At 55.5% G+C, this 25,504-nt stretch carries 22 protein-coding genes and 3 tRNA genes; 14 read left to right on the top strand and 11 right to left on the bottom strand.

The window, feature by feature from the left end:
* Positions 1-58 precede the first annotated feature (58 nt).
* Complete coding sequence (locus AB5Y84_RS01200) at positions 59-1,249, top strand: amino acid aminotransferase (protein ID WP_139411948.1); 1,191 nt, start codon at positions 59-61, stop codon at positions 1,247-1,249.
* 106 nt (positions 1,250-1,355) lie between these two features.
* On the opposite strand, the gene AB5Y84_RS01195 is transcribed toward AB5Y84_RS01200, so the two are convergent.
* On the bottom strand, positions 1,356-1,859 hold the full coding sequence (locus AB5Y84_RS01195) for a DUF2062 domain-containing protein (protein ID WP_368176228.1): 504 nt from the start codon (positions 1,857-1,859) through the stop codon (positions 1,356-1,358).
* Positions 1,853-2,371: a DUF2062 domain-containing protein gene (locus AB5Y84_RS01190; RefSeq protein ID WP_005350890.1), complete on the bottom strand. Its 519-nt coding sequence runs from the start codon at positions 2,369-2,371 to the stop codon at positions 1,853-1,855. Before AB5Y84_RS01190 ends, AB5Y84_RS01195 begins: the two co-directional genes overlap by 7 nt.
* 27 nt (positions 2,372-2,398) lie before the next feature.
* Here AB5Y84_RS01190 and AB5Y84_RS01185 point away from each other — a divergent pair, with 27 nt between their 5' ends.
* The 11 genes from AB5Y84_RS01185 to AB5Y84_RS01135 all read left to right on the top strand — a co-directional run bounded on the left by AB5Y84_RS01185 (position 2,399) and on the right by AB5Y84_RS01135 (position 12,605).
* Entirely contained in the window at positions 2,399-4,600 is a 2,202-nt protein-coding gene (locus AB5Y84_RS01185) for a DNA internalization-related competence protein ComEC/Rec2 (RefSeq protein WP_368176206.1), read from the top strand.
* 104 nt (positions 4,601-4,704) lie between these two features.
* Positions 4,705-6,468, top strand: a complete 1,764-nt coding sequence (msbA, locus tag AB5Y84_RS01180) for a lipid A ABC transporter ATP-binding protein/permease MsbA (protein ID WP_204379950.1) — start codon at positions 4,705-4,707, stop codon at positions 6,466-6,468.
* Positions 6,468-7,463 carry a tetraacyldisaccharide 4'-kinase gene (gene lpxK, locus AB5Y84_RS01175; RefSeq protein WP_368176205.1) on the top strand — a complete coding sequence of 332 codons (996 nt, stop codon included), beginning with the start codon at positions 6,468-6,470 and terminating at the stop codon, positions 7,461-7,463. The genes msbA and lpxK overlap by 1 nt, the downstream gene beginning before the upstream one ends.
* A 121-nt stretch (positions 7,464-7,584) precedes the next feature.
* Positions 7,585-7,773 carry a Trm112 family protein gene (locus AB5Y84_RS01170; protein ID WP_005347033.1) on the top strand — a complete coding sequence of 63 codons (189 nt, stop codon included), beginning with the start codon at positions 7,585-7,587 and terminating at the stop codon, positions 7,771-7,773.
* Entirely contained in the window at positions 7,770-8,519 is a 750-nt protein-coding gene (gene kdsB / locus AB5Y84_RS01165; protein WP_368176204.1) for a 3-deoxy-manno-octulosonate cytidylyltransferase, read from the top strand. Before AB5Y84_RS01170 ends, kdsB begins: the two co-directional genes overlap by 4 nt.
* Positions 8,520-8,731: 212 nt before the next feature.
* Entirely contained in the window at positions 8,732-9,376 is a 645-nt protein-coding gene (gene uvrY, locus AB5Y84_RS01160; RefSeq protein ID WP_005337448.1) for a UvrY/SirA/GacA family response regulator transcription factor, read from the top strand.
* A 127-nt stretch (positions 9,377-9,503) separates the two neighbouring features.
* Positions 9,504-11,357 carry an excinuclease ABC subunit UvrC gene (gene uvrC / locus AB5Y84_RS01155; RefSeq protein WP_368176203.1) on the top strand — a complete coding sequence of 618 codons (1,854 nt, stop codon included), beginning with the start codon at positions 9,504-9,506 and terminating at the stop codon, positions 11,355-11,357.
* Between the two features lie 199 nt (positions 11,358-11,556).
* Positions 11,557-12,111, top strand: coding sequence for a CDP-diacylglycerol--glycerol-3-phosphate 3-phosphatidyltransferase (gene pgsA, locus AB5Y84_RS01150; RefSeq protein ID WP_031227442.1), 555 nt, complete (start codon positions 11,557-11,559; stop codon positions 12,109-12,111).
* Between the two features lie 181 nt (positions 12,112-12,292).
* A tRNA-Gly gene (locus AB5Y84_RS01145) sits at positions 12,293-12,368 on the top strand.
* Positions 12,369-12,403: 35 nt separating this feature from the next.
* Positions 12,404-12,477 (top strand) — tRNA-Cys (locus AB5Y84_RS01140).
* A 41-nt stretch (positions 12,478-12,518) separates the two neighbouring features.
* A tRNA-Leu gene (locus AB5Y84_RS01135) sits at positions 12,519-12,605 on the top strand.
* Positions 12,606-12,794: 189 nt separating this feature from the next.
* Here the strand turns inward: AB5Y84_RS01135 and AB5Y84_RS01130 are convergent.
* The 4 genes from AB5Y84_RS01130 to AB5Y84_RS01115 form a co-directional block, all read right to left on the bottom strand.
* Positions 12,795-13,595 (bottom strand): hypothetical protein, encoded by an 801-nt coding sequence (locus AB5Y84_RS01130; protein ID WP_368176202.1) that lies wholly within the window; start codon positions 13,593-13,595, stop codon positions 12,795-12,797.
* A 649-nt stretch (positions 13,596-14,244) separates the two neighbouring features.
* Complete coding sequence (gene lpxH / locus AB5Y84_RS01125; protein WP_368176201.1) at positions 14,245-14,976, bottom strand: UDP-2,3-diacylglucosamine diphosphatase; 732 nt, start codon at positions 14,974-14,976, stop codon at positions 14,245-14,247.
* Positions 14,973-15,764, bottom strand: a complete 792-nt coding sequence (locus tag AB5Y84_RS01120; protein ID WP_368176200.1) for a DUF4269 domain-containing protein — start codon at positions 15,762-15,764, stop codon at positions 14,973-14,975. Before AB5Y84_RS01120 ends, lpxH begins: the two co-directional genes overlap by 4 nt.
* Positions 15,754-16,251: a peptidylprolyl isomerase gene (locus AB5Y84_RS01115; protein ID WP_005337417.1), complete on the bottom strand. Its 498-nt coding sequence runs from the start codon at positions 16,249-16,251 to the stop codon at positions 15,754-15,756. Before AB5Y84_RS01115 ends, AB5Y84_RS01120 begins: the two co-directional genes overlap by 11 nt.
* Before the next feature lie 212 nt (positions 16,252-16,463).
* Between AB5Y84_RS01115 and cysS the strand changes: the two genes are divergently transcribed.
* The gene (gene cysS, locus AB5Y84_RS01110) at positions 16,464-17,840 is read left to right on the top strand and encodes a cysteine--tRNA ligase (RefSeq protein WP_368176199.1); all 1,377 of its coding nucleotides are present in this window, start codon (positions 16,464-16,466) and stop codon (positions 17,838-17,840) included.
* A gap of 121 nt (positions 17,841-17,961) precedes the next feature.
* Here the strand turns inward: cysS and AB5Y84_RS01105 are convergent, their stop codons facing one another.
* Entirely contained in the window at positions 17,962-18,849 is an 888-nt protein-coding gene (locus AB5Y84_RS01105) for a hypothetical protein (protein ID WP_227094788.1), read from the bottom strand.
* Positions 18,849-20,546, bottom strand: a complete 1,698-nt coding sequence (locus AB5Y84_RS01100) for a zinc ribbon domain-containing protein (RefSeq protein ID WP_227094787.1) — start codon at positions 20,544-20,546, stop codon at positions 18,849-18,851. Before AB5Y84_RS01100 ends, AB5Y84_RS01105 begins: the two co-directional genes overlap by 1 nt.
* A gap of 73 nt (positions 20,547-20,619) precedes the next feature.
* On the opposite strand from AB5Y84_RS01100, the gene AB5Y84_RS01095 reads away from it, so the two are divergent.
* Positions 20,620-21,759, top strand: coding sequence for an N-6 DNA methylase (locus AB5Y84_RS01095; protein ID WP_227094786.1), 1,140 nt, complete (start codon positions 20,620-20,622; stop codon positions 21,757-21,759).
* 1,165 nt (positions 21,760-22,924) lie between these two features.
* On the opposite strand, the gene AB5Y84_RS01090 is transcribed toward AB5Y84_RS01095, so the two are convergent.
* The 3 genes from AB5Y84_RS01090 to AB5Y84_RS01080 form a co-directional block, all read right to left on the bottom strand.
* Entirely contained in the window at positions 22,925-23,680 is a 756-nt protein-coding gene (locus tag AB5Y84_RS01090) for an ABC transporter substrate-binding protein (RefSeq protein ID WP_042083703.1), read from the bottom strand.
* Positions 23,681-23,819: 139 nt separating this feature from the next.
* Positions 23,820-24,566 carry a substrate-binding periplasmic protein gene (locus AB5Y84_RS01085; RefSeq protein ID WP_368176198.1) on the bottom strand — a complete coding sequence of 249 codons (747 nt, stop codon included), beginning with the start codon at positions 24,564-24,566 and terminating at the stop codon, positions 23,820-23,822.
* Positions 24,567-24,696: 130 nt separating this feature from the next.
* Entirely contained in the window at positions 24,697-25,443 is a 747-nt protein-coding gene (locus AB5Y84_RS01080) for a substrate-binding periplasmic protein (RefSeq protein ID WP_368176197.1), read from the bottom strand.
* Between the last annotated feature and the right edge of the window lie 61 nt (positions 25,444-25,504).

Below are 25,504 nucleotides of genomic sequence, written 5' to 3'. Positions count from 1 at the left end.
CTTTTGTTTATCAAGCCGCTTTGCCACCCAACGAACTCAACGGAATACAGGGAATACCATGTTTGAAAAGGTTGTTGCCGCCCCAGCGGATCCGATCCTGGGCCTGACCGAAGCCTTCCGCGCTGACTCTCGCAGCCACAAGATCAATCTGGGCGTAGGGATCTACAAGGACGAGTCCGGTGCCACCCCCATTCTTCACTGCGTCAAGAAAGCCGAACAGAAGCTGCTGACCGACGAGAAGACCAAGAACTACCTCGGTATTGAAGGCAATATCGAGTATGGCCGCATCGTGCAGCAACTGCTGTTCGGGCAGCACTCTGCGCTGGTTGCCAGTGGCCGCGCCAAGACCGCGCAAGCGCCGGGCGGTACCGGTGCCCTGCGTATCGCGGCCGAATTCGTGGTGCGCAACGGTCTGGCCAAGACCATCTGGATCTCCGATCCCACCTGGGCCAACCACGTCAGCGTATTCCAGGCCGCGGGCCTGACCGTCAAGTGGTACAAGTACTACGACGCCGCCACCAAGGGACTCGACTTTGCCGCTATGCAGACCTCGCTGGCCGAAGTGCAGCCGGGTGAGCTGGTGCTGCTGCACGGTTGCTGCCACAACCCGACCGGTATCGATCCCACTAGCGATCAGTGGCGCGCGCTGGCCAAGCAGAGTGCGGCCGCCGGTTGGTTGCCGCTGTTTGACTTCGCCTATCAAGGTTTTGCCCGTGGTATCGAAGAGGATGCCGAAGGCCTGCGTATCTTCGCCGAATGCCATGACGAGCTGCTGGTGGCGAGCTCCTTCTCCAAGAACTTCGGCCTCTACAACGAGCGGGTCGGCGCCTTCACGCTGGTGAGCGCGACCAAAGAGATCGCCGATGTGGCCTTCACTCAGGTCAAGACAGTGATCCGTGCCAACTACTCCAACCCGCCGTCACACGGTGCCGCCGTGGTCACCGCCGTGGTGAGCGATCCGGCTCTCTATGCCGAGTGGGTCGAAGAAGTGGCCGCCATGCGGGTGCGTATTCGCGAGATGCGCGAACTGCTGGTAGAGAAGCTGGCTGCCCTCGGCGTGAGCCAGGATTTCAGCTTTATCCGCGAGCAGAACGGCATGTTCTCCTTCTCCGGTCTCACCAAGGATCAGGTTGAGCGCCTCAAGAGCGAATTTGCCATCTACATCGTCGGCTCAGGCCGGATCAGCGTAGCCGGTATTACCCGCGCCAATATCGATCCCCTGTGCGAGGCCATTGCCAAGGTGCTGTAATCGCATCACCTTGCGCTCTGGTTCTATGCCATGGAAAAGCCCGTCACCTTGGTGACGGGCTTTTTTGATCGCCAACGGCTGATCGCCAAACAAGGGTAAGGGCGACTCAGTGGTGGCGGGCACCTTGCCACAGCTTGCGCAGTTGCAACAGCAGAGCGGTCAGGGCGCCGCCGCTCAGGGCGGTGACTACCGCCAGCAGCAGGCTGCCGAGCAGGAAGGGGGGCGCCAGGGTGGCTGCCTCCTGCTCCAGCCAGTGCAGGGTCCAGCTGAGGTGGAAAGGCTCCGGTGTCTGGTGCAGCACCAGACAGCCGGTGCGATAGGCATACAGGTACATGAAGGGGAGGGTGAGCGGGTTGTTGAACCAGACCGCCAGCAGCGCCAGCGGCAGGTTGAGGCTGAATGCCAGCGCCAGACCGACTGCGATGAGGGAGTGCATCGGGATGGGGAACCAGCAGGCGAAGATCCCGGCCGCCACCGCGCCACTCAGGGCGCGGGTGCCCCCTTGCCAGAGGGCTGGGGCAAGCAGCCGCTCACCAAACAGGGCAAACCACTTCTGCTGGCGCAGGGTATCGGTATCTAGCTTGAAGCGGGCAAACCAGCGACTCAGCATGGGCGGGCCATCTTGCGTTTTTGCCACTGGCGCACCGTGCTGATCCGCCAGAAGGTGCGGATCAGGGTGTAGCCGATAAGGGAGCTGAGCAGGGCCAGGATCAGCGAGCCCAGCAACAGCGGCGGTGCCACTGTGCCCAGTACCGAGACCAGCCACTCCCAGGTGAACTCAATCTCTATCTGCTGCGCCGAATGTCCCAGCAGCTGGCAACCCACCAGATAGGCGCCATAGAGCAGGGGCGGCATGGTAAAGGGGTTGGAGAGCCAGACCAGCGCCACCGAGAGCGGCAGATTGACCCGGCACAGGATGGCGCCACCGGCGGCCAGCAGCATCTGGCAGGGGAGCGGCACCCAGGCCATGAAGAGGCCCACCGCAAATGCCCCGGCAGCCGAGCGGCGGTTGAGGTGCCAGAGGTTGGCATCGAGCAGCAGTTTGCCGAACAGTCGCAGGTGCTTGTGTTCTTTCAGGGTTTGCTGATCGGGCATCCAGCGTTTAATGAGTCGTTTGGGCATATTGAAACCTTGCTAAATACTTGCTCCATGGATCTGCGTCTGTTGTCGTTTGCCCTGGGGGCAAGCTCCTCACTGCTCTGGCCATGGTTACCTTCACTCGCATGGGGGGGCCTGTTGCTGTCCCTGCTGATCCCCCTTGCATATTGCCGTGCCTGGCGGTGGCTGTTTCTCCTGCTCGGCATCCTCTGGATGCAGGCCAATCTTGCCTATCGGCTGGCCTGGCTGGAGCGGTTGGGCGATCAGACGAGCCACATGATAACCGCAGAGCTGCAAAGTGCAGAGCCCGAGGGGGATAAATTTGTCCGGCTGCTGCTGCGGGTGAGCTCCCTCGACGAACAACCGGTGACACCTGAGCCCCTGATCCGGGTCAATGCCTATCAGGCTTTGCCCGCCATGACAGTAGGTAGCCGGATCACCCTGGTGAGCTCGTTGAAACCGGCTCACGGTCTGGCCAACGAGGCGGGGCTGGATGGGCGGCGTCAGCTGCTGGGCAAGGGGATCACCGCCACCGGCAATTTGCGCCGGGTGATCGACATTCAACAGGCACCTGTGGGGTGGCGCGAACGCTGGTTGGGCGCGGCGACCGAGAGTTGGCGTCCGCTTGACTATGCCCCCTTGCTGGCGGCGCTCACTTTTGGCGAGCAGAGCGGCATCACGGATGCCCAGTGGGAGCTGTTTCGCGGCAGCGGCCTGACCCATATCATCGCCATTTCAGGGCAGCACATTGCGCTGGTGGCGGTGCTTGGGTGGTGGCTGGGCAGGCTGTTTGGCCTGCGTGGCGCCATCATCACCTCCCTGCTGTTTGCCGCCGTCTACAGCGCGTTGGCGGGGTTTGCGGTGGCCACCGAGCGGGCCCTGATCATGGTGTTGGTGTGGAGTGTGCTGCGCTGGAGCAGGCGGGAGTGGCCGGCCTGGCGCATCTGGCTGTGGGCCTTTGTGGTATTGACCATCTGGGATCCCTTCGCCCTCTATTCGGCCGGCTTCTGGCTTTCGTTTCTGGCGGTGGCCATCTTGCTGCTGGTGGGATATGTCCACGACAAGCCGGGGCTCTGGCAGATCCAGCTCTGGCTGCTGCTCGGTCTGCTGCCGCTGCAACTGGCGTTGTTCGAGGGGATAGCGCCCCTTGCCATGGTGATCAACCTGTTGGCGGTGCCGCTCTTTTGTATCGCCATCATCCCGCTGGCCCTGATCGGTGTGCTGTTGGCGCCGCTTTCCACCTCGCTTGCCTATGTCCTGTTCTGGCTGGCGGATCTGGGGCTCGGGTGGGTGCTGACGATCCTGAGCTGGCTCGCCGATCAACTGCAACTGTGGTGGCCACTGCCCGGCTGGTGGCTGCCACTCTGCACCCTGTTGTTGCTGCTCTGGTTCGCCGCGCAGTGGTGCCCGGCACGCTGGCTCTGGCTACCGGGTCTGTGTGCGCTGTTGTTGGCGCTCTGGCCAACGCCAGTCCGCTGGCAACTGCGGGTGCTGGATGTGGGGCAAGGGCTGGCGGTGCTGATCAGCAAGGGGGAGCGAGCCATCCTCTATGACACCGGCGATCGTTATCCCGGAGGCTACAACATGGCGGACGCGGTGATCCTGCCCCAGCTGAGTCATCTGGGGATCCGGGTCATCGATCGCCTCATCATCAGCCACAAGGATCGGGACCATGCCGGCAATCGCAAGCGACTGCTCAGCGCCATGCCGGTGCGCTATGAGCTCTCCTCTTACCCTTTCAGTGAGAGAACGACGCTCTGCCAGCGTGGGCAACAGTGGCGTTGGCAGGGGCTCTCGTTTGCAGTGCTCTGGCCCGAGCGCCCCGGTGGCGGGCGCAATAACGATGGCTGCGTGGTGCGTATCAGCGATGGGCAGCGCAGTGTGCTGCTGAGTGCCGATATCGAACGGCAGGCAGAGCTGAGACTGGTGGCACTGGAGGGAGAGGGGTTGGCCAGCACCTTGCTGGTGAGCCCCCATCATGGCAGTCGAACCTCCTCCACGCCCCCGTTTGTCGCGGCGGTGGCGGCAAAGGATGTGATCCACAGCGCCGGTTTTATGAATCAGTGGGGCTTTCCCCGTCCCGATGTAGTGGCCCGCTATCGGGATGCCCGCCAGTGGATCACCGGTCAGCAAGGGGCGATGCTGGTCGAACCCACCGCAGCGGGCTTGAGCGTCACCGCCGAGCGAGATGTGGGGCCCTGGTACCAGCGCAGTGGCGACTGGTGGCGACCGCGAGTGTGGTTTGAGCAATAATCGGCCATTTCTGCCGTGTAGGAATGCGATATAGGTGGCGGCGCTTGGTGTAAGCCTGCGCTTTGGCTAGAATAGCCCGTCATTTCCATTACTAACGGCTATTCATGCAACAAGAAACCTCACAAGAGAGCTGGCCAGTATTCAAACGCCTGCTCGGTTATGTCCGTGATCGCAAGCTGGGCCTGGTCGGTGGCATCATAGGGATGCTGGGCTACGCCGCCGTGGATACCACCTTTGTCTACTCCATCAAGCCGTTGATCGATCAGGGCATCAATGGCAACGACAGCACCGTTTTGAAATGGATGCCCTTCTTCGTCCTCGGCATCGTGGCCCTGCGTGGTGTCGCCAACTTTCTCTCCAACTACTGCATGGCCTGGGTCGGCAACCACGTCGTGATGCGTCTGCAACAGCAGGTGTTCAATCACATGGTGGCGATGCCGATGAGCTTCTTCGACCGTCAGAACACCGGTCATCTGCTCTCCAAGGTGACCTATGACGCCAGCCAGGTCTCCTCGGCGGCAAGCACCACGCTGGTGACCCTGGTACGGGAAGGGGCGACCGTGGTCGGCCTGCTCGGCCTGATGTTCTGGCACTCCTGGCAGCTGTCGGTGATCTTTTTGGTGGTTGGCCCGCTGGTGGGGGTCATCATCGGCCTTATCAGCCGTCGTTTCCGCCAGATCAGCCGTCACATCCAGCAGGCGGTGGGGGATATCACCACCTCCACCGAGCAGATGCTCAAAGGGCACAAAGAGGTGCTGATGTTTGGTGGCCAGAAGGTGGAAGAGAAACGCTTCTTCCAGGTCAGCAACAACATGCGCCAGCAGACTATGAAGATGGTCGCCGCCGATGCCATCGGCAGTCCAGTGGTGCAGATGGTGGCCTCCATCGCGCTGGCGGCCTTCCTCTATGTCGCGACCATTGACAGCGTCAAATCAACCCTGACTGCCGGTACGTTTACCGTCATGATCACCTCCATGATGATGTTGCTCAAGCCGCTGAAAAGCCTGACCGACGTCAACAACCAGTTCCAGCGGGCCATCACCGCCTGCCACAGCCTGTTTGGCCTGCTCGACACCGAGCCGGAGCAGGATACCGGCACCCGCACTCTGGAGCGTGCCCGCGGCGAGATCGAGTTTCGCAACGTCACCTTCACCTACCCGACCAAGGACACCCCGGCGCTGCACAACGTCAGCTTCAAGGTGGAGGCGGGGAAATCGGTGGCGCTGGTGGGCCGTTCCGGCTCTGGCAAGAGTACCATTGCCAGCCTGTTGACCCGCTTCTACGACATTGATCAGGGCGAGATCCTGCTGGACGGCATCAACATCCGCGAATACAAGTTGAGCGAGCTGCGCAAGCAGTACGCGCTGGTCTCCCAGCATGTCCACCTGTTCAACGACTCGGTGGCCAACAACATCGCCTACGCGGCAGAAGACAAGTACAGCCGCGATCAGATCGTGCAGGCCGCTCGCATCGCCCACGCTGACGAGTTCGTCAGCAAGATGCCGCAAGGGTACGACACCGTGGTTGGTGAGAATGGTGCCTCTCTTTCTGGCGGTCAGCGCCAGCGCGTTGCCATCGCCCGCGCCCTGCTGCGCGATGCGCCGGTTCTGCTGCTGGATGAAGCCACCTCAGCTCTCGATACCGAGTCCGAGCGCCACATTCAGGCGGCCATTGACGAGCTTTGCAAGGCCCGTACCTCGCTGGTGATCGCCCACCGTCTCTCCACCATCGAGAAGGCGGATGAGATCCTGGTGATCGACGAAGGTCATATCGTCGAGCGCGGGAACCACGAAGCATTGATGGAGCAGCGCGGCACCTATGCCCAGCTGCGCGCTATTCAGTTTGGCAACGCGGGAAGCAAGGCCTGATGCTGGAACGGCTCTGGTATCGCAAAAGTGGCTGGCGCTGGTTGCTGGCCCCCTTTGCCCTGCTGTTTGCCATCATCAGCGGCAGCCGCCGCTACGCCTATCGTCACGGCTGGCGCAAGGGGTATCGCGCCTCCTTGCCGGTGATCGTGGTGGGTAATATTTCGGTGGGGGGCAACGGCAAGACGCCGGTAGTGGTCTGGCTGGTGGAGCAGTTGCAAGCCCGTGGCTATCGCCCCGGGGTGGTGAGCCGTGGTTATGGCGGCAAGGCGCCCCATTACCCCTATCGTCTGGATGAAACCAGCACCACGGCGCAGGCGGGGGATGAGCCGGTGCTGATTGCCAGGCGCTGCGGCTGCCCCGTGGTGGTTGCTCCGAAGCGGGCCGACGCGGTACGACTGCTGGAGCAGAGCGGTGAAGTGGATATCATCATCACCGACGATGGTCTGCAGCACTATGCGCTGGCCCGCGACATCGAGCTGGTGGTGGTGGACGGAGCGCGCCGTTTCGGCAACACCTGCTTGCTGCCGATGGGGCCGCTGCGCGAGCCGGTCACTCGTCTCAAACGGGTGGACGCCATCATCTGCAACGGCGGTGAGCCGGGCAAGGGGGAGTACCCCATGCAACTGGTCGCCGACACCCCGCGCCGGGTGCGCGACGATGCACCGCTTGCCGCCCCCTTGTCGGGGCCGGTCGATGCGTTGGCGGGGATTGGTCATCCACCCCGCTTCTTTGCCACCCTGGAAGGGCTCGGCTATCAGCTGGAACAGCAGGCCGCCTACGGCGATCATCATCCCTTTGATCGGGATGAGCTGGTGGGCCGCTTTGCCAGCAAGCCGCTGCTGATGACCGAGAAGGATGCGGTCAAGTGCCGCCCGTTTGCCCTCGATAACTGGTGGTATCTGCCGGTCAATGCCGAGTTGCCCGCCTCCCTGCTCGATGCCCTGCTGCACAAGCTGGGGGCGAAGGCAAAGGGCGCGACTAGGGCGCAAGATTAATCTCTCCCGCCTGAGCGGGAGAAGTGGACCAATAGCGGTCCCGTATGGAATATCTGGTTGCTCGACATCCATCGTTGGCGTGATGAAGCCGCCAGCGCGACATCGTTGAAGGAGTATCGTTTTGGCTTTGGACATCAAGTTGCTCGACATCATCGCCTGCCCGGTCTGCAAGGGTAAGCTGCACTACAACAAAGCAGTTCATGAGCTGGTCTGCCGCTTTGACAAGCTGGCCTATCCGCTGGAGGAGGGGATCCCGGTGCTGCTGGAGAACCGTGCCCGTCCGCTCAACAGCGATGAGCTGCCGTCATGAGTTTCGTTGTCGTTATTCCGGCCCGCTATGCGTCAACCCGCCTGCCGGGCAAGCCGCTGGCGGATATCCATGGTAAACCCATGGTGCAGCACGTGGTGGAGAAAGCTCTGCAATCAGGTGCCGATCGGGTGATCGTTGCCACCGATGACGAGCGGGTACAGCAGGCACTGCAGAGTACCGGCGTCGAGGTGTGCATGACCTCACCGGATCACCAGTCCGGCACCGAGCGTCTGGCCGAGGTGTGCCGTCACTACGGTTTTGCTGCCGATACCATCATCGTCAATGTGCAGGGGGATGAGCCGCTCATTCCACCCGCCATCATCCGTCAGGTGGCCGACAATCTGGCCGCTGCCACGGCGCCGATGGCGACCTTGTCGGTGCCGATCAAGGATGCCGAAGAGGCGTTCAATCCGAACGCCGTGAAAGTGGTGACAGACAAGGATGGCTATGCCCTCTACTTCAGTCGCGCCACCATCCCGTGGGATCGGGATCGCTTTGCCAAGAGCCATGAGCAGATTGGTGACCACTACCAGCGTCATATCGGTATCTATGCCTATCGCGCCGGCTTTATCCAGCGTTACGTAGACTGGGCACCGAGCGTGCTGGAGCAGGTCGAGGCACTGGAGCAACTGCGGGTGCTCTGGTACGGGGAGAAGATCCACGTCGCCCAGGCCCTTGAAGCGCCGCCGGTCGGGGTGGATACCCAGGCCGATCTGGAGAAGGTGCGGGCCTTTTTGGCCAAGTGATGGCCACAGCACTAACGTCATGAAAAACGGTGTCGCAAGGCACCGTTTTTTGTTTTGAAAATTTATATAATTATTTGATTTTAAACGCTAAACATGGGTTTTCTCAAACTTTTGGCGTGCATGGTTTGCCAAAGCGACGAGTTTGGTTATGATGCAAGACGCCCTGTTAACCCTAACCGGGCGGCTAAAACGAGATAAAACGGGGTGTTTGGGTGATAAATGTATTCCTGGTCGATGATCATGAGCTGGTGCGTACAGGGATAAGACGCATTCTTGAAGATGTGCGCGGGATCAAGGTGGTGGGTGAGGCACAGAGCGGCGAGACCGCAGTTACGTTCTGTCGCCAACACCATCCGGACGTGATCCTGATGGACATGAACATGCCGGGTATTGGTGGTCTGGAAGCGACCCGCAAAATTCTGCGGATCCGCCCCGATGTGCGCATCATAGTGCTGACCATTCATTCAGAAAATCCGTTCCCCACCAAGGTGATGCAGGCCGGCGCCGCCGGTTACCTGACCAAGGGGGCTGCCCCTGACGAGATGATCCAAGCGATCCGGTTGGTGCACTCCGGTCAGCGCTACATCTCCCCGGAGATTGCCCAGCAGATGGCCCTCAGCCAGTTCGCCTCCGCTGACGAGAATCCCTTCAAGTCCCTCTCCGAGCGCGAGCTGCAGATCATGATGATGATCACCAAGGGGCAGAAGGTGACTGATATCTCCGAGCAGCTCAACCTGAGCCCGAAGACGGTCAATAGCTACCGCTATCGTCTGTTCAGCAAGCTGGGGATCAACGGTGACGTGGAACTGACCCATCTGGCCATTCGCTATGGCATGCTGGATGCCGATACCCTCTAATCGGGTGGCGTGTGGTCACAAAGGCGGCGCGTGCCGCCTTTTTGCTTTTCTGCCCTTTTGCTTTTCAGGCGGCGGGGGCAGTATGCTCTGCCCGTCAATTTTTGCCTTTGTGTGAGCCGAGTAGCTGATGACCCTCTCTCCCGAACCACTCTTCGACAGCAAGGCGTTTCTGAGCGCCGTCACCCATCAGAGCGGCGTCTACCGCATGTATGACAGCGGTGGCACCGTGATCTATGTGGGCAAGGCCAAGGAGCTGAAAAAGCGGCTCGCCTCCTACTTTCGCACCAACGTCGACAGCATCAAGACCCGCACCCTGGTGCGACAGATCGCCGATATCCAGGTCACCGTCACCCACACCGAGACCGAGGCGCTGATCCTCGAGCACAACCTGATCAAGCAGTACCAACCCCGTTACAACGTGCTGCTGCGGGACGACAAATCCTACCCCTGGATCATCATCACTGCGCACCAGCATCCGCGCATCGGCGTGCATCGTGGTGCCCGAAAGATCAAGGGAGAGTACTTCGGCCCATACCCCTCTGGCGGCGCGGTGCGTGAGAGTTTGCACCTGATGCAGAAGATTTTTCCGGTGCGTCAGTGCGAGGATGCGGTCTATGCCAACCGCACCCGTCCCTGCCTGCTCTATCAGCTCAAGCGTTGCGCCGGCCCTTGCGTGCCCGGGTTGGTGAGCGAGGCCGAATATGCCCAGCAGGTGGAGCTGGCCAAACTGTTTCTGGCGGGCAAGAACCAGCAGGTGATTGGCGAGCTGGTGGGAAAGATGGAGTCCGCCAGCGGCGATCTGCGCTTTGAAGAGGCAGCCCGCTACCGGGATCAGATCCTGGCGCTGCGCCGGGTCACCGAACAGCAGTCGGTGAGCGGCAACGTGCTGGACGAGCTGGATGTGGTGGGGGTCTCCTTCCAGCAAGGTGCGGCCTGCATCCACGTGCTCTTTATTCGTCAGGGCAAGGTGCTGGGTTCGCGTAGCTACTTCCCGAAAGTGCCGGCCGATACCCAGCTCGACGAGGTGGTGCAATCCTTCCTGCTGCAGTTCTATCTGTCGGGGCAGGGGGGGCGGCAGATCCCGAGCGAGGTGCTGCTCGATGTGGCCCTTGAGGACGAGAGCGTCATCGCCGAGACTCTGAGCCAGACCGCAGGCTACAAGGTGCGGGTGGTGAGCCGTACCCGCGCCGAACGGGCCCGTTTTATCAAGCTCGCCTCCATCAACGCCGAGACGGCGCTGCGCTCGCGGCTGGCTCACAAGAGCACCATCACCGCGCGCTACGATCAGCTGGAAGAGCTGCTGGAGCTGGAGCGCCCCATCGCTCGCATGGAGTGTTTCGATATCTCCCACACCATGGGGGAGCGCACGGTGGCCTCTTGCGTGGTGTTCAACCGGGAGGGGCCGCTCTCATCGGAATATCGTCGTTTCAATATCGACGGTATCACTGGCGGTGATGACTACGCGGCGATGGAGCAGGCGCTGGAGCGCCGCTTTGGCAAGCAGCAGGAGCCGGACAAGGTGCCGGACGTGCTGTTTATCGACGGTGGACTCGGCCAGTTGCGCCGCGCCGAAGAGATCCTGGCCCGTCAGCTGGAGTTTCTCGGCGGTAAATATCCGCTGCTGGTGGGGATTGCCAAGGGGGTCACCCGCAAGGCGGGGTTGGAAACTCTCATCATGGGGGAGAGCCACGAAGAGCTGCATTTGCCGGCAGATATGCCCGCTTTGCACCTTATTCAGCATATTCGCGATGAATCTCACCGTTTTGCCATTACCGGCCACCGGGCCAGACGGGCCAAGGCCCGCACTAGCAGCAGTCTGGAGGATATTCCGGGGGTGGGGCCAAAGCGGCGGCAGGCGCTGCTCAAATATCTGGGCGGCCTGCAGGAGGTCAAAAAGGCGAGCGTGGATGAACTGGCCAAGGTACCCGGCATCAGTCAGGAGCTGGCCCAGACCATCCACGATGGCTTGCACAGCGCCTGAGCTGGATTTGCGGCATGGCAAAATCGCTAACTCCTTGATGCACAAGAGCCGTGACGCGGGGGGGCCGTAAATGCCATAATGGCCCTCGCATTTTGAGAAGATTGATGGATTAAAAAGACCAAGACGGGCGCCAGTGCGGTTGCATCGCAAATCGGCTTTGGCGCACTATGTAGCGATGTACAAGAAGTGGCTGAAAATAATGACAAACATACCTAACCTGTTGACGTTTTTCCGGATTTTGCTCATTCCCGTCTTCGTCATCCTGTTCTATCTGCCTTATCAATGGTCCTATCTGGCTGCTGCCATCATCTTTATTCTGGCCGCTGCCACCGACTGGTTTGATGGCTATCTGGCTCGCAAGCTCAATCAGTCCACCGCCTTTGGCGCCTTCCTTGACCCCGTTGCCGACAAGATCATGGTCGCCGCCGCACTGGTAGTCATCGTCGAACACTACAACACCATCTGGGTGACCATCCCCGCCATGACCATGATTGGCCGCGAGATCATCATCTCCGCCCTGCGCGAATGGATGGCCGAGCTCGGCAAACGCTCCTCGGTGGCGGTCAGCTGGATTGGCAAGTGGAAGACCATGATCCAGATGGTGTCGCTCACCGGTCTGATTTGGCAATACAACGTCTGGATGGTGTGGCTCGCCTACGTGATGCTCTATGTCGCTACCGTGCTCACCTTCTGGTCGATGTTCCAGTACATGAAGGCCGCCTGGGGCGATCTGACCCACCACGCCAACTTGTGAGTCACCCGCGCTGCAAGGTGAGGTTTCTGCTGATTTGAGGCAGGAAACGGCCAAAGGCGCTAAAACTGTTCAAAAAGGGCAAAAAACGCCCGAACGATCAGGTAATTAAATATTTCTGGTTGACTGGGCGAGGAACATCGCTAGAATGCGTCCTCGTAGTCAGGCAGTCAGCCAGACCAATGCGGGAATAGCTCAGTTGGTAGAGCACGACCTTGCCAAGGTCGGGGTCGCGAGTTCGAGTCTCGTTTCCCGCTCCAAATTCAGACAATAGAGAGCCAACTCTCTTTTGCATGGCGCGTTAGCAAAGCGGTTATGCAGCGGATTGCAAATCCGTTTAGTCCGGTTCGACTCCGGAACGTGCCTCCATATTGACAAGCACGCCATGCGAGCTTGATACCGATTGCGGTGCCCGAGTGGTGAAATCGGTAGACACAAGGGATTTAAAATCCCTCGACGTTCGCGTCGTGCCGGTTCGATTCCGGCCTCGGGCACCATTAAAATCAAAGAGTTACAAAAGGCCACTAGAGATAGTGGCCTTTTTCTTTTGCCTGAATGGCGACAAAGTGGCGACAGCGATTGTGTAGAGTCCACAGCCTCATAACAACAAGCCTGCTGAAGGCAGGCTTTTATAGGGGTCTGTATATAGCCGAGGAATTTACCGCGCGGGGGTATGGTATGGCCGGTTACTTCCACCACTCCTCGCTCGGTAAGTTATTCCATTCTCCAACCGGATATTCATGGCCATTGAAGCGCAGTGTGGTGCTCAATGTTCTCTGACTGGAGGTTTGAGAGGAGCCGTCCTGCTCTATGGTCTCTGTTTTCGCTTTGGTTACTACTCTCAGATCGTGCAGCCCGTTAGATATCCCTGGCAGGACTTGGATGTACGATATTCCTTGCTCTAAATCAATTTTCTCTGGTGAGCAGGGCACGCCTTTTCGGATGTAGGTGTGCTGCATAGGGGCGCCGTTCATTAGGCGTTGAATGGTTCCATTATGTTGTCTGAATAGATGTAAGAATCTGGATCTAAAACCGTCTGCACAGGAGGGGCCATCGCCGATATCCAATCTTACGCCAAAGGCCCGTTCTCCTTTGGCCAGTAGGTAAGGAGCTGTGTCGAGCCATATACTGGAGCTTCCAATTCTGATGCTGGCATCTTCTTCAATAGGCTCCTCGAACCGCTGTTGTATTTTCCCTTGGGAAATGAGTTCTACTCGCCAGACACTCGTGGGTAGAGACATGTCATCATGGCGATCTGCACTATCTGGGAAAATGTAGGAGGTCAATGTCACTTCTGGCTGGTTTGGTAACGTCTTACATGCGCTGGCAGTAAGTTCGGTGCCTGAAGGCAAACTTGCCTTGATAGCTGCTAGTTGTTCTGAAGTGCAAACTTGTTCTCCGCCAGCCCATGCGCTAAAACTAATCCCTTGTAGCAAAAGCGTGGATATTGCTGCACTCACTTTCCACGCGAGTGATTTTGTTATCACTATCACTTTCTCCCTGCTAAGGACGCATATTGGTTGTTGAGTTTTATGGGGGCTGGCACTGTAACAATATTTTGGGGACTGTGCGAGTCTGCATCATTTGGACGAACAGACCCCACGACCATAGGAGGGGGAGGGCATCAAGACTGATCAACGCCTATCAAAATTTCAGTTATCAGATCATCCATCATTGCAACTAACCAGTTGAAACCAAATGCCTTTTGGCTTTTCTCCTACAGCAAATCAGATCCTACCCCGCAACTCAAAACTCCACGGAAATCACTAATATTTCAAATTATTCAATTGGTTACGTTTTTATCTCGGTTCTCCAGAGCCCCTCAAAAGTGTAAAAACCGCAAAAAGGCACCTTCTTTGCAGATCCTAACCCCGCCTCAGACCCTTGATCTGGTACGGCCTGAGAGGGTGACGGCTTTGGCTGCCCATAGCCATCTTTGCGGGCCGCAGTGGCCCATGAGTATGCTGGTTGCGGCGTTATCGTATCGTGATGATTGACGGAGAGGTGCCAGGTATCGCACAGCCAGGTAGCCATGACTTTCGCGGGACTCAGACCTTTTATCATCGCTGTGATGTGGACGATAGGGGGCAGATCAGGTTGTGGATCAACAGTGTGGTCAACCGGACTGACGGGCTATCAAGCCTCTGCCAGCGCCCGCATTTCCAGCCGCTGCTCGCCGGGGCTGCAGACCAGCACCGAGCCTTGCTCGAACCAGTCTCCCAGCACGATGCGCCGCGCGGGATGGCCATCGAGGGTGAAGTCGTGGATGGCGGGTCTGTGGGTGTGGCCGTGGATCATCATCCGGCAGTCGTGGGCGCGCAGGGTGTCGTCCACCGCCGCTGGCGTCACATCCATGATGATCTGGCTCTTGTGGGCATTCTCCATCTGGCTTTGGCCGCGCATCTTGCAGGCGATGGCCTGACGGCGGGCGAGCGGCAGCCGCAAAAAGAGCCAGCGCAGCCACTTGAGCTGGGTGATGCGACGAAACTTCTGATACCCCTCATCCAGGGTGCAGAGCAGATCGCCGTGGCTCAGCACTACCCGCTCCCCATAGAGCTCGATAACGCAGGGATCCCCCAGCAATGTCATCCCAGCGCGCTTGGCAAACTGCTGGCCCAGCAGAAAGTCGCGGTTGCCGTGGATAAAGTAGATGGGCACGTTCTGCTGGCTCAGGGCCAAAAAGGCATCGGCCATCTGCTGATGGAGCGGATTGGGGTCATCATCGCCAATCCAGAACTCGAAGAGATCCCCCAGCACATAGAGGGCATCGGCGCCGGGGGCGTCGTGCTCGAGAAAGCGCACCAGTGCCGCGGTCATATCGGGCCGCTGGGCAGAGAGGTGAATGTCACTGATAAAGAGGGTGCTCATGATGTGGGGGTCGGGCTCTCGGTCGAAACAGGGCAAACAGGGGTGGCAGAGATAGTAGAAACAACTGGGGACGAATAGTGCGCTGCGGGCGCCATCGCGCCAGTTGAGGTATGGATATCGTCACGGGATGGCGGCTGCCATGACAGCTCGGCCAGATTGCGCCCCTCCAGCGTCAGCAGTGCAGCATAAGGATCGCCCGCCAGCCCCAGCAACCGGCACATCGCTGCTTCTCCTTTCAGACCCTCTTCAAGGCGCAGGCGCAGCACGTCGCGGTAGAAGGCATCACCAAAACGCTCTAGCAGGGCCGCCATCAGGGTGAGGTGGCGCCAGCCATTCAGCGTTTCGATGGGGGCGGGGGTGACATAGAGCTCCAGCGGCCAGCTGGCTTCGCTGTGATCGCAATCGGCACTGTGCTGGTCAAGGGAGGAAAAGGTGCGCTCCAGCAGCCAGACATTGTCGCCCTTGGGGCTCGCCTGCCAGCCTTGAGCTGCAAAAGTAGCGGCAAATGCCGCCGGATCAGGATGCTGGCAGAGAATATCGAGATCGCTGCCCGGCCGATCGAGGCCGATGGCGAGCGTGCTCACCAGTGCCATATCGGCGCACTGCGCTGCAAGCTCATCCCACACACCGGCGGTGAGCAGGGCATGGGCCGAGCGCTGGCGCGGGTTGCCGTGGGCCAGATAGTCGAGGCGGCGCCAGTTCGGACTGGCAGTGGGGGAGGCAGATGGAAAAACTGCGGCCGGGGCCGCAGTTTTGTCTGTGCCGAGTCGGCAGAGATCAGTCAGCAAGGGTCACCTTGGTGATCACTACGTCTTCTACCGGCACGTCCTGGTGGATGCGGCCGTAGTTACCGGTCTTGACGCCCTTGATCTTGTTGACCACGTCCATACCGGCGGTCACTTCACCGAATACGCAGTAGCCAAAGCCCTGAGTGGTAGCGGATTTGAAGTCGAGGAAGTCGTTGTTGTTCACGTTGATGAAGAACTGGGCGCTGGCAGAGTGCGGCTCCATGGTGCGGGCCATGGCGATGGTGCCGATCTTGTTGGACAGACCGTTGGCCGCTTCGTTCTTGATGGGAGCGCGAGTGTCTTTCTCTTCAAAGCCCGGGGCATAGCCGCCGCCCTGGATCATGAAGCCGTCGATGACGCGGTGGAAGATAGTGTTGTCGTAGTGACCGTCACGGCAGTATTGCAGGAAGTTGGCCACGGTTTCCGGGGCTTTTTCAGCGTTCAGGGTGAGGGTGATGTCGCCGTGATTGGTGTGCAGAGTGACCATGATATGTCCTTTCATTTGATGCGGGCGACCAAGTGCCCGCAGGTGTATGGCATAAAGTGGTGGCAATTCTAGCCCATCAGGGGCTGGCGGCATAGTCTCTCAGGCGCCGTAACCGTGCTGGCAGGCGGGATTGGCCCGCTTTTCTGCCTCGTTTTCTGCCCCCGAACGGGGTATTATGACCAACCATTTTACTCACAGGCAGTGGTTAGAAGATGCTGAAGATATACAACACACTCACTCGTCAAAAAGAAGAATTCAAACCTATCCACCCGGGCAAGGTGGGCATGTATGTGTGTGGTGTCACCATCTACGATCACTGTCATATCGGCCACGGCCGCACCTTCGTCGCCTTTGATGTGGTGGCTCGCTACCTGCGTTACGCCGGTTACGACCTCACCTACGTGCGCAACATCACCGACGTGGATGACAAGATCATCAAGCGTGCCGCCGAGACCCAAGTGACCTGCGACGAGCTGACCGAGCGTCTGATTGGCGACATGCACGCCGACTTCGACGCCCTCGGCATGGTGCGCCCGGATATCGAACCGCGCGCCACCCAGCACATCGAAGAGATCATCGAGCTGGTGCAATCCCTGCTGGAAAAAGAGCACGCCTACGTGGCGGATAACGGCGATGTGATGTTTATCGTCGAATCCTACGCCGACTACGGCAAGCTTTCCGGTCAGGATCTTGAGCAGCTGCAAGCCGGTGCCCGCGTTGACGTGGTCGATGCCAAGCGCAACCCCTTGGACTTCGTGCTGTGGAAGATGTCCAAGCCGGGCGAGCCGACCTGGGAAAGCCCCTGGGGCCCGGGCCGTCCTGGCTGGCACATCGAGTGCTCCGCCATGAACTCCAAGCACCTTGGCAACCACTTCGACATCCACGGCGGTGGCTCCGATCTGCAGTTCCCGCACCACGAGAACGAGATCGCCCAGTCCTGCTGCGCCCACGGTGGCGACTACGTCAACACCTGGATGCACAGCGGCATGGTGATGGTGGATAAAGAGAAGATGTCCAAATCCCTTGGCAACTTCTTCACCATCCGTGACGTGCTGGCCCACTACGACGCCGAAACCGTCCGTTACTTCCTGATGTCTGGCCACTACCGCAGCCAGCTCAACTACTCGGAAGATAACCTGAAGCAAGCCCGCGCCGCGCTGGAGCGGATGTACACCGCCCTGCGCGATCTGCCGGTGGTCGCTGCTGCCGGTGGCGACGAGCAGGTGGCGCGCTTCAAGGAAGCGATGGACGACGACTTCAACACCCCGGAAGCCTACTCCGCCCTGTTCGATCTGGTGCGCGAGATCAACCGCCAGAAGGGTGAAGACATGGCCGTTGCCGCTGGGCTGGGCGCCCGTCTGCGCGAGCTGGGCGCCGTGCTCGGCATCCTGCAGCAAGACCCCGAGGCTTTCCTCAAGGGTGACGAAGCGGACGAAGAGGTTGCCGAAATCGAGCGTCTGATCGCCGAGCGCAATCAGGCCCGTGCCGACAAGAACTGGGCCGCGGCGGATGCCGCCCGCAACCGTCTCACCGAGATGGGTATCGTGCTGGAAGATAGCGCTGGCAAGACCAGCTGGCGCCGTGCCTAAGGTCGGTGGGCCTTGTTGGCGTCTGGTGCCAACAGGTTGAGCCAATAAAAAACCGCAGCCCTTGGGCTGCGGTTTTATTGAGAGAACATTTTTGATTGAATCGTTTTATATTTTTAACAGTCTATTTATTTCTATATTTTAAATTGCAAGCATCTCTAAATTTATTATAGCAATCAGTTCTTGAGTTAATTTCAGATGCTGGTGAAAATAAATAAAAATACTTATCAAAATACTTTCTGTCACTTCGTAAATCCCCGCTCCATGAATATTCACTTACTGTTCTAGATAGTATTTCGCTGAACATTTTATCATTTATTTCTTTAACTAGAGTGTCACATGCATTCGCCGCTTGCTGTATTACCAATACATCCAGCTTTATTGGTTTTTCCAAAAAATCTTTATATTCTTCAAGGCCTAATGATAGCGCATTATTTGAACCAAATAATCCAGAGCGATGTACAACACAGTGGCGCAATTCAGCAATAAAATCAAAATCCTTAAATGCGGTGTCTAATTCTGGATCTTGGTTTAAATTTGATAAATTAACGCCAGTCATATTTTTTATAGTTTCTTTAATATTGTATGCTGAATGGAATGAACATCCCTCCATTAATGCTTCTGGCATCAACTCTTTATTATGATGCATAGCTGCGCCATATGTTAGCTCTCTATTGTAACTTTTTTTTCTTGATGCGCTATCAAGTAATAGTAGTTTTCTGATAAGACATCTTACATAACTTTCGACCGATGAAATGAAACCAAGAATCAATAAATTTGCTAGTCTATCCCATTCTGAATTCCTAGATTCAGCTAATGAAATATATATCCCAGATGTGTTGTCTAGAGTAAAGCAGCCCATCAATTTTTTGTAACTCAAAATACTGGATTGATAGATATCGATGGGAGATCTTTGTGGCTCCTCATATGAAGTATCAAATAACTCATGAGACCGTAAAGTCGTAGTGCTTCTTGAACCTGAGATTGGATATTTAAATTTATTCTTAGCCATTAGTATAAGAACTCGTTTGTCCATGAGTTGATTTTGTTTACAATCTTCTCGGCATATTTAGGGCCTACACGCTTTACTTTCCTAAGCTCCTCAATAGCATTATCTGAGATCAGGACATCTTCAATAGTCTTAAATTTCGAAATTTTTATTACTCGATGTTGAAAGGCTGTAAAAGGTAACTCAGATAGTTTTTTAGTCATACATTCTTTAAAGATTGAGCTATCGATTAGTTCCTTTCCACATATATGACAAAATTTTTGCCCATCAGCTATTCGTGATGCACCACAATTACTACATTCGGGAAGATCAAGCTTAATTTTTGATATGATATCCGGGGTTAGTATTTTGTTAAACTTTCGTCTTAATGGGTGTTTTTCAGATGGTGACTCTAACGTTTCAACTAGCTTCCTAACATTAAAACCTCTACTTTTTATTAAGGCTTTTTCATTAATTAGTAATGCTAGATGTGGAACAAATCGTCTGAGCTTTCGGTCTGTTCCGTGAGATACAGTGGGCATTTCAAACAGAAGTCCAGCCTCTATTAAAAACTTAATCATCCTTTCTGCTTTCTCATCAATGTCTTCTATTCCAACAGTGATGGTCTTCTTGTATTCAATTCCTTTCTCATCAAAGTTTTTGTAATTGTACTCTTTGATTTGAGTTATAATTTTTTCTAGAAAAACGTTGCCAATTTTAATAAAGCTACCGTACTGCTTTATCTTTTCTGATATTGAATTGTATTCAGTTATAATATTTTCACATTTTTCTTGAATAACATAGTTTATTTTTTGTTGAGTGGTGTTTTTTTCAGACTCAATGTACGTTCTAATTAATGAAATGTAAGATCTCGGGATGCCAAAAGAAGCGAACATTAATAACTTATTTATATCGTCATCGATATCAATTCTATTGCTAAATCGACTGTCGATAATCGATTGCATGAAGGTCGTATAATCTCTATCTTGAACGTTCATCCATATTGACACCTGTTCTGCATCTTGGCCAATATGAAATCTTGGTCCATACTGTGTTGTCCCTGGGTATACAGAAGCTTTAGGTGAAATTTTTATGCTCTTTATGCTTCTGAATATGTCAAAAAACTCAACCATATAGTCGTGTGTTAAGGTCAATGCTGCATCATCAAGCAAAAGAATTGATCTTTTTCTACCCGTTTTATCAATTGCTCTATAAATAATATCCTGTGTTAGGGAAATGTTTATTGTTGTTATTATCTCACTATATCTTTCATCGTATCTATTTCTTTCTACATCTTTAAGGAATTCATTTATTTTCGTAATGTTTAAGCATTTAGCATCAAATTCTACTTGATATTCTTGCATTACGGCATAAGAAATTTTACACAATACCCAAGCATGGAAAATATCCAAGGCATTTGATTTGTTATGAAGGTAAGATTCAAGCCTCAAATAATGGTTGAAAGTAACATATATAGGTAAAGGAAAGCTTTTGTTTCCTAAGCAATAGTTGAAGGCACATCTCATTTGATGTGTTTTACCTGTTCCTCGCGGGCCGGTTATCAGCTTTGCGCCAACCTGAATAAGCTTCTTCTGGACTCTAACGAAATGCTCACTGTTTGCTGTCCAATCTGTCAGTTCTTCTTCGCTTAAATAGTCTGCTCGTTCCTCATATTCACTACTATCAAAGAATGCCAAATCCCTTTCTAGTTGTTCATGCATCGTATTAATCTCTTTACCTTTAATCGGTTAGGTTGTAATATACGTTATTATTATCATTAGGTTATCACAGAACGTGGTTGATTTAAATCAGTATTACACATCAGGCGACACCAGCAAGTTATTAGCATCAATGCTTGATTTGAGTGACGTTAGAAGCTGCATAGAGTTGAGTGCTGGTGAGGGTGCATTAATTGCACCAATCAAAGATAAAAATCAGAATGTATCTTTTACAAGTGTAGATTTAGATCCTTTAAATATAAAAAAATTAGAAGTTAAATATCCAGAAGATATACATATCTGTGGTGATGCTTTAGATCCAAACATTTCTGTCAAGAATTCATCCTTTGATCTTGCTGTGTGCAATCCTCCGTTTTCAAATGGCGCCCTGGATCAGCGGGCGTTAGATATATTAGGTGATGAGTTTAAGAAATTCTTTTATAAAGGTAAGAAAATAAGGCTTGAGGTTTTATTTATTTTAAAAAACATATCCTTATTAAAAGATAATGCATTGCTGGCTATTATTGTTCCTGATTTAATCGTCTCGTCAGCATCGCTATCTGGATTTCGAGAGCAGCTTTTTACTTCTTTTAAACTTGAGGGCGTAGTTGAATTAGAGCATGGTGTTTTTAAAAAAACGGAAGCAAAAACATATATTCTTTACATTAGAAAAACAAAACCTCACTATGAATATAAAACAGCATTTTATGTAAAGTACAATAGTTGTAATGAACAATATTCAGGTACATTTAATATATCTTCATTATACAAAGAAGATAAATCAAAAAAAATAGATGGAGTTACCATTTTTAGAGGCTCAACATCTAGTAAGCAATGTAGAGATTCCAATTTTCAGTTTCATCATACCTTTTCTGAAATAAAAGATTTTTCAACCGTCATTTATCCTCATATAGAGAGAGAATTGGTTGGTTTCAAATATGCAATTACTGGAGATATTTTAATTGATAGGGTTGGTAGAAGTGTTGGTAAAACGGTTTTTTTGAGTGAAGGTAAGATAATAATCAGTGATTGCATTATTGTAATAAGATTTGTTAGTGAAAGATTGAAGTTGAAATTTATTTATGAATGGTCAAAAAATCGTGATCGGTGGTTAGAAAAACATGTTAAAGGCACTTGTGCAAAAAATATTTCTATTAAAAGTATTAATGAGTTCATTATTTCCATCAGTCCTGATGATGCTCGTATGGTCGATTAGCGAAGCGTAATCGGTCGCTCAAGAAAAAGCATTGTCACGGTAAAATACTCATTATCGGACCTTCTATATACAACAGTTCCCGATAGGGATATGTATCGTTTGCTCTTGTACCCACAATGCATTTTTCACCTATGCAACCCTGTCGATGGTACTTGTTGCATAAGTACGACAACCTAGTCTCTTCATACGGTTGGTTAGGGCATGATCAGAGATAACAACCCTCCCGATCTTTGCCCCGAATAGGCAGGGGGCTGTTACCGCGGTGCAATGCGCTGCGCTTATTGCACCCTACGCCTGTTAACCGGCCTCGGTGCGGCGGGTTGGGAGTTGCCCCCTGTTGTTCGCCGAGGTGAGGGCATAAGGTCAGGAGCGCCGTCATGGACGACGGCGCAGACGCAGGCGGTACAGGGATGTACCGTCTGCGTTGTTCCGCCAGACCTTTTGCCTGAACTGAGGGAACCCGACGTAGGAGGGCGAACAAGTGGGGGTGGCCTTTCTTTTGGTGACTTTTCTTTGGCCACGCAAAGAAAAGTCACTCGCCAAGCCGCGCAGCGGCGGCGAAACCCCGTCGAGGACGGAGTCCTCGCGTCCTGCATGGCGAAGCCATGCCCATCAGGCTAGTGACCCCCTCACCCTAGCCCTCTCCCGCAGGGGGAGAGGGAATGGCGACCGCGGACGATTACGCTTCGCTAATCGACCCTACTGGCGAAGCCATGCCAATACCTTGCTGCAGGGCAAAGACGTTACCGACCCCCTCACCCTAGCCCTCTCCCGCAAGGGGAGAGGGGACGGTTACCGCGGACGATTACGCTTCGCTAATCGACCCTACGCTAAAGTCGCTACCGCCCCTGACTCTCGCTACCAGATTGCGCCGTTGACCATTGATCTCGGAAAGGGGTCAACAGACGCCCGTCGCCATATTACGGAGCCAGAGTGGTCTTATCTATGGTTTTGATGAGCTAACTATCAGAAAGGAGTGGTTTTTTGCGCTGGCACAAACTTTTATTAATTAGCGATTAGTTGTTGGTTGTCGGGCTTGGAGCTGGCAGGGCGGTGGGGTGACGCCGCAAGAGGCGTGCAAACGGTAAAAAGAGTGAAGCGCAAACGGTAAAAAGCGAAGGGGCCCGCGGTGGGCCCCTTGTTGTTGGTGCTCGACGCCGCGCGGCTATTTGGCGGCGGGGGTTGGGAAGTATTTGCTGTGCAGCAGCGGGTATTCGCTGCTCGCCAGCACCTGGGTCAAACCGGTCTGGAACTCCTTGACCAGTTCGTCGCTCACCGGATGGCTAAAGGCGAAGCAGAGCTGCTCCGAGCTCAGCACCCACTGCTCCTTGAAGCTGGCTGGGTCGATCTTTTGCTCTGCGACCAGCATCTCCATGGTGGTCTTGTGAGTTGACAGCAGATCAACCCGGCCGGAGGTGAGCATCTTGAGCGCTTGTGATAGCCGATTGGCAGTCATCAGCCTGGTCTCGTCAAAGCCGTTGTTGAGCAGCAGTTGCTCCCCCACATCGGCCCGCACCGCCCCGATATTGAACGCCTTGGCATCGTCGAGCTTGGTGATGGTGATATTGCGCTCGGCCAACCCTACCAGCACGACTTCGATATAGCCGACGGGACAGGCCCACTTGAACAGGGGATCCCGCGCCTGGGTGCGGGCGGTGGAGAAGAGCACCGCATTGGGCTTTTGGGTCAGCAGGTAGTAGCCGCGGGCCCACGGCATGATGGTGATGGGCTGCGCCGGTGTATTGGTCTTTTTCCACACCAGTTGCAGCAGCTCGACTGCGAGGCCGGTGGGGGCGCCGCTGGCATCGGCGTAGTTGTAGGGTTTGTACTCTTCGGTGATGTAGTGCAGTTTGCCAAGCTCAGGACTCGCCTGTGCGAGGGTGGCCAGCAGCGCCCCGGCCAATCCAATCCATGGTTTCATTTTTGCCATCCTGATCAAGGGAATATCTGCTCAAGTGTGACCAAGCTGGCCGATTTCGCCAAGGCGACGGAGCATGTTTGGCAAAAAAGCGCGAGGGGCGGCCGCCATCCCGCGCCCTATGTCGGCAGCGATCAGGGTGTTAGCGCAGCGGCAGGTATTTGGCTTGCAGGGCCGAGAAATCCGCCGAGGCGACGACCTGGGTCAGCGCCTGCTGAAAGAGGGCGACCTCGCTGTCGGGCACCTGACGGCTGAAGGCGTAGCAGAGCGGTCTGGCATCCAGCACGAAGGCGACATGAAAGTCATCCGGCTTGAAGCCGAGCTGCTGCAGGGTTTGATAGCCCGCCAGCTTGTTGGTCGCAAAGAGATCGGCGCGACCTGAGGTGAGCATTTTGGCCGCCTGGGTGAGGCGGTTGGCCAGCATCAGCTGGTGCTCATCGATACCGCGCTCGAGCAGCAGCTGTTTGGAGACGGTAGAGCGCACCACGCCGACCTTGTAGCGGCTGATCTCGGCCACCGAGCCGAGAGTGATGTTGTCCGCCTTGCGCCCCAGCAGCACAAACTCCGAGTGATCGATGGGGCAGGCCCACTTGAAGAGCGCTTCCCGCTGCGGGGTGCGGGCGGTGGCAAACAGCACCACATTGGTTTTTTGTTGCAGCAGGTTGTAGCCCCGGGCCCAGGGCAGAATGCGGATGGGCTGGGGCGACACGCCGCGCGCTTTCCAGATAAGCTGCATCAGCTCCACCGACAATCCGGTTGGCATCCCTTGCTGGTCGCTGAAATTAAACGGGGGAGAGATTTCGCTCAGATACTCGAGTTTGCCCGGATCGGCCTGCGCGAAGGTGGCCCACAAGAGCAGTAGCAGATGAGGTAGGTGCCATGTCCGCACGGGAAAGATCCTTCGCAATCAACTATGTAGCCCAGTTTGACTGCTTGTGGCGGGAATAGCTAGCCACCTCTATTGCATCTTTCATCAATAAAATGGGCAGCGAACTACTGCCCATCGGGTGAGTGAGTGCTCAGCGCACCGGCAGGTATTTGGCCTGCAATTTGCGAAACTCCTCCGAAGCGAGAGCGCGGGTCAGGCCCTGCTGAAAGAGGGTGATCTCGCTGTCTGGCACCTGACGGCTGAAGGCGTAGCAGAGCTGCTCGGCGCTCAGCACCATGGCCACATTGAAGTCGTCGCCATTGAGCTTCAGTTCGCGGATAGCGTCATATCCCGCCAGCTTGCTGGTGGCGAGCAGGTCGGCGCGGCCGGAGAGCAACATCTTCAACCCCTGCGACAGGCGGTTGGCCGGGATGATGTTGTTGTCATCCATGCCGTTGTTGAGCAGCAGCTGCTCGGCGGCATCTGAGCGCACCGCGCTGATCTTGTACTGGCTCATCTGATCGAAGGCGGTCAGGGTGATGTTCTGCGCTTTGCGGCCCAGCAGTATGTACTCCGAGTAGCCGATGGGGCAGACCCACTTGAAGAGATCCTCCCGCGCCTGGGTGCGGGCGGTGGAGAAGAGCACCACGTTGGGCTTCTGGGTTAGCAAGTAATAACCTCGCGCCCAGGGCAGGATGCGCACCGGCTGGGGGGGCACGCCGCTGTGTTGCCAGATCATCTGAAGCAGATCGACCGCAAGGCCGGTGGGCTGGCCTTGCGGATCGCTGTAGTTGTAGGGGGGGTACTCTTCGGTGAGGTACTCGAGCTTGCCCAGATCAGCCCGGGCCGTCGAGGCCCAGCAGAGCAGCAACAGATGACAGATCAGCCATATCCTCATTGGGAACATCCTTAGCGATCAACCTTCCCTTGAGTGTGACCATGAACAGAGTAAATAGCCA

This window comes from Aeromonas sp. s11 (assembly GCF_040907945.1).
In the GTDB taxonomy this organism is placed as follows: Bacteria; Pseudomonadota; Gammaproteobacteria; order Enterobacterales; family Aeromonadaceae; genus Aeromonas; species Aeromonas veronii.
This window is presented reverse-complemented; position numbering and strand designations above follow the sequence as displayed.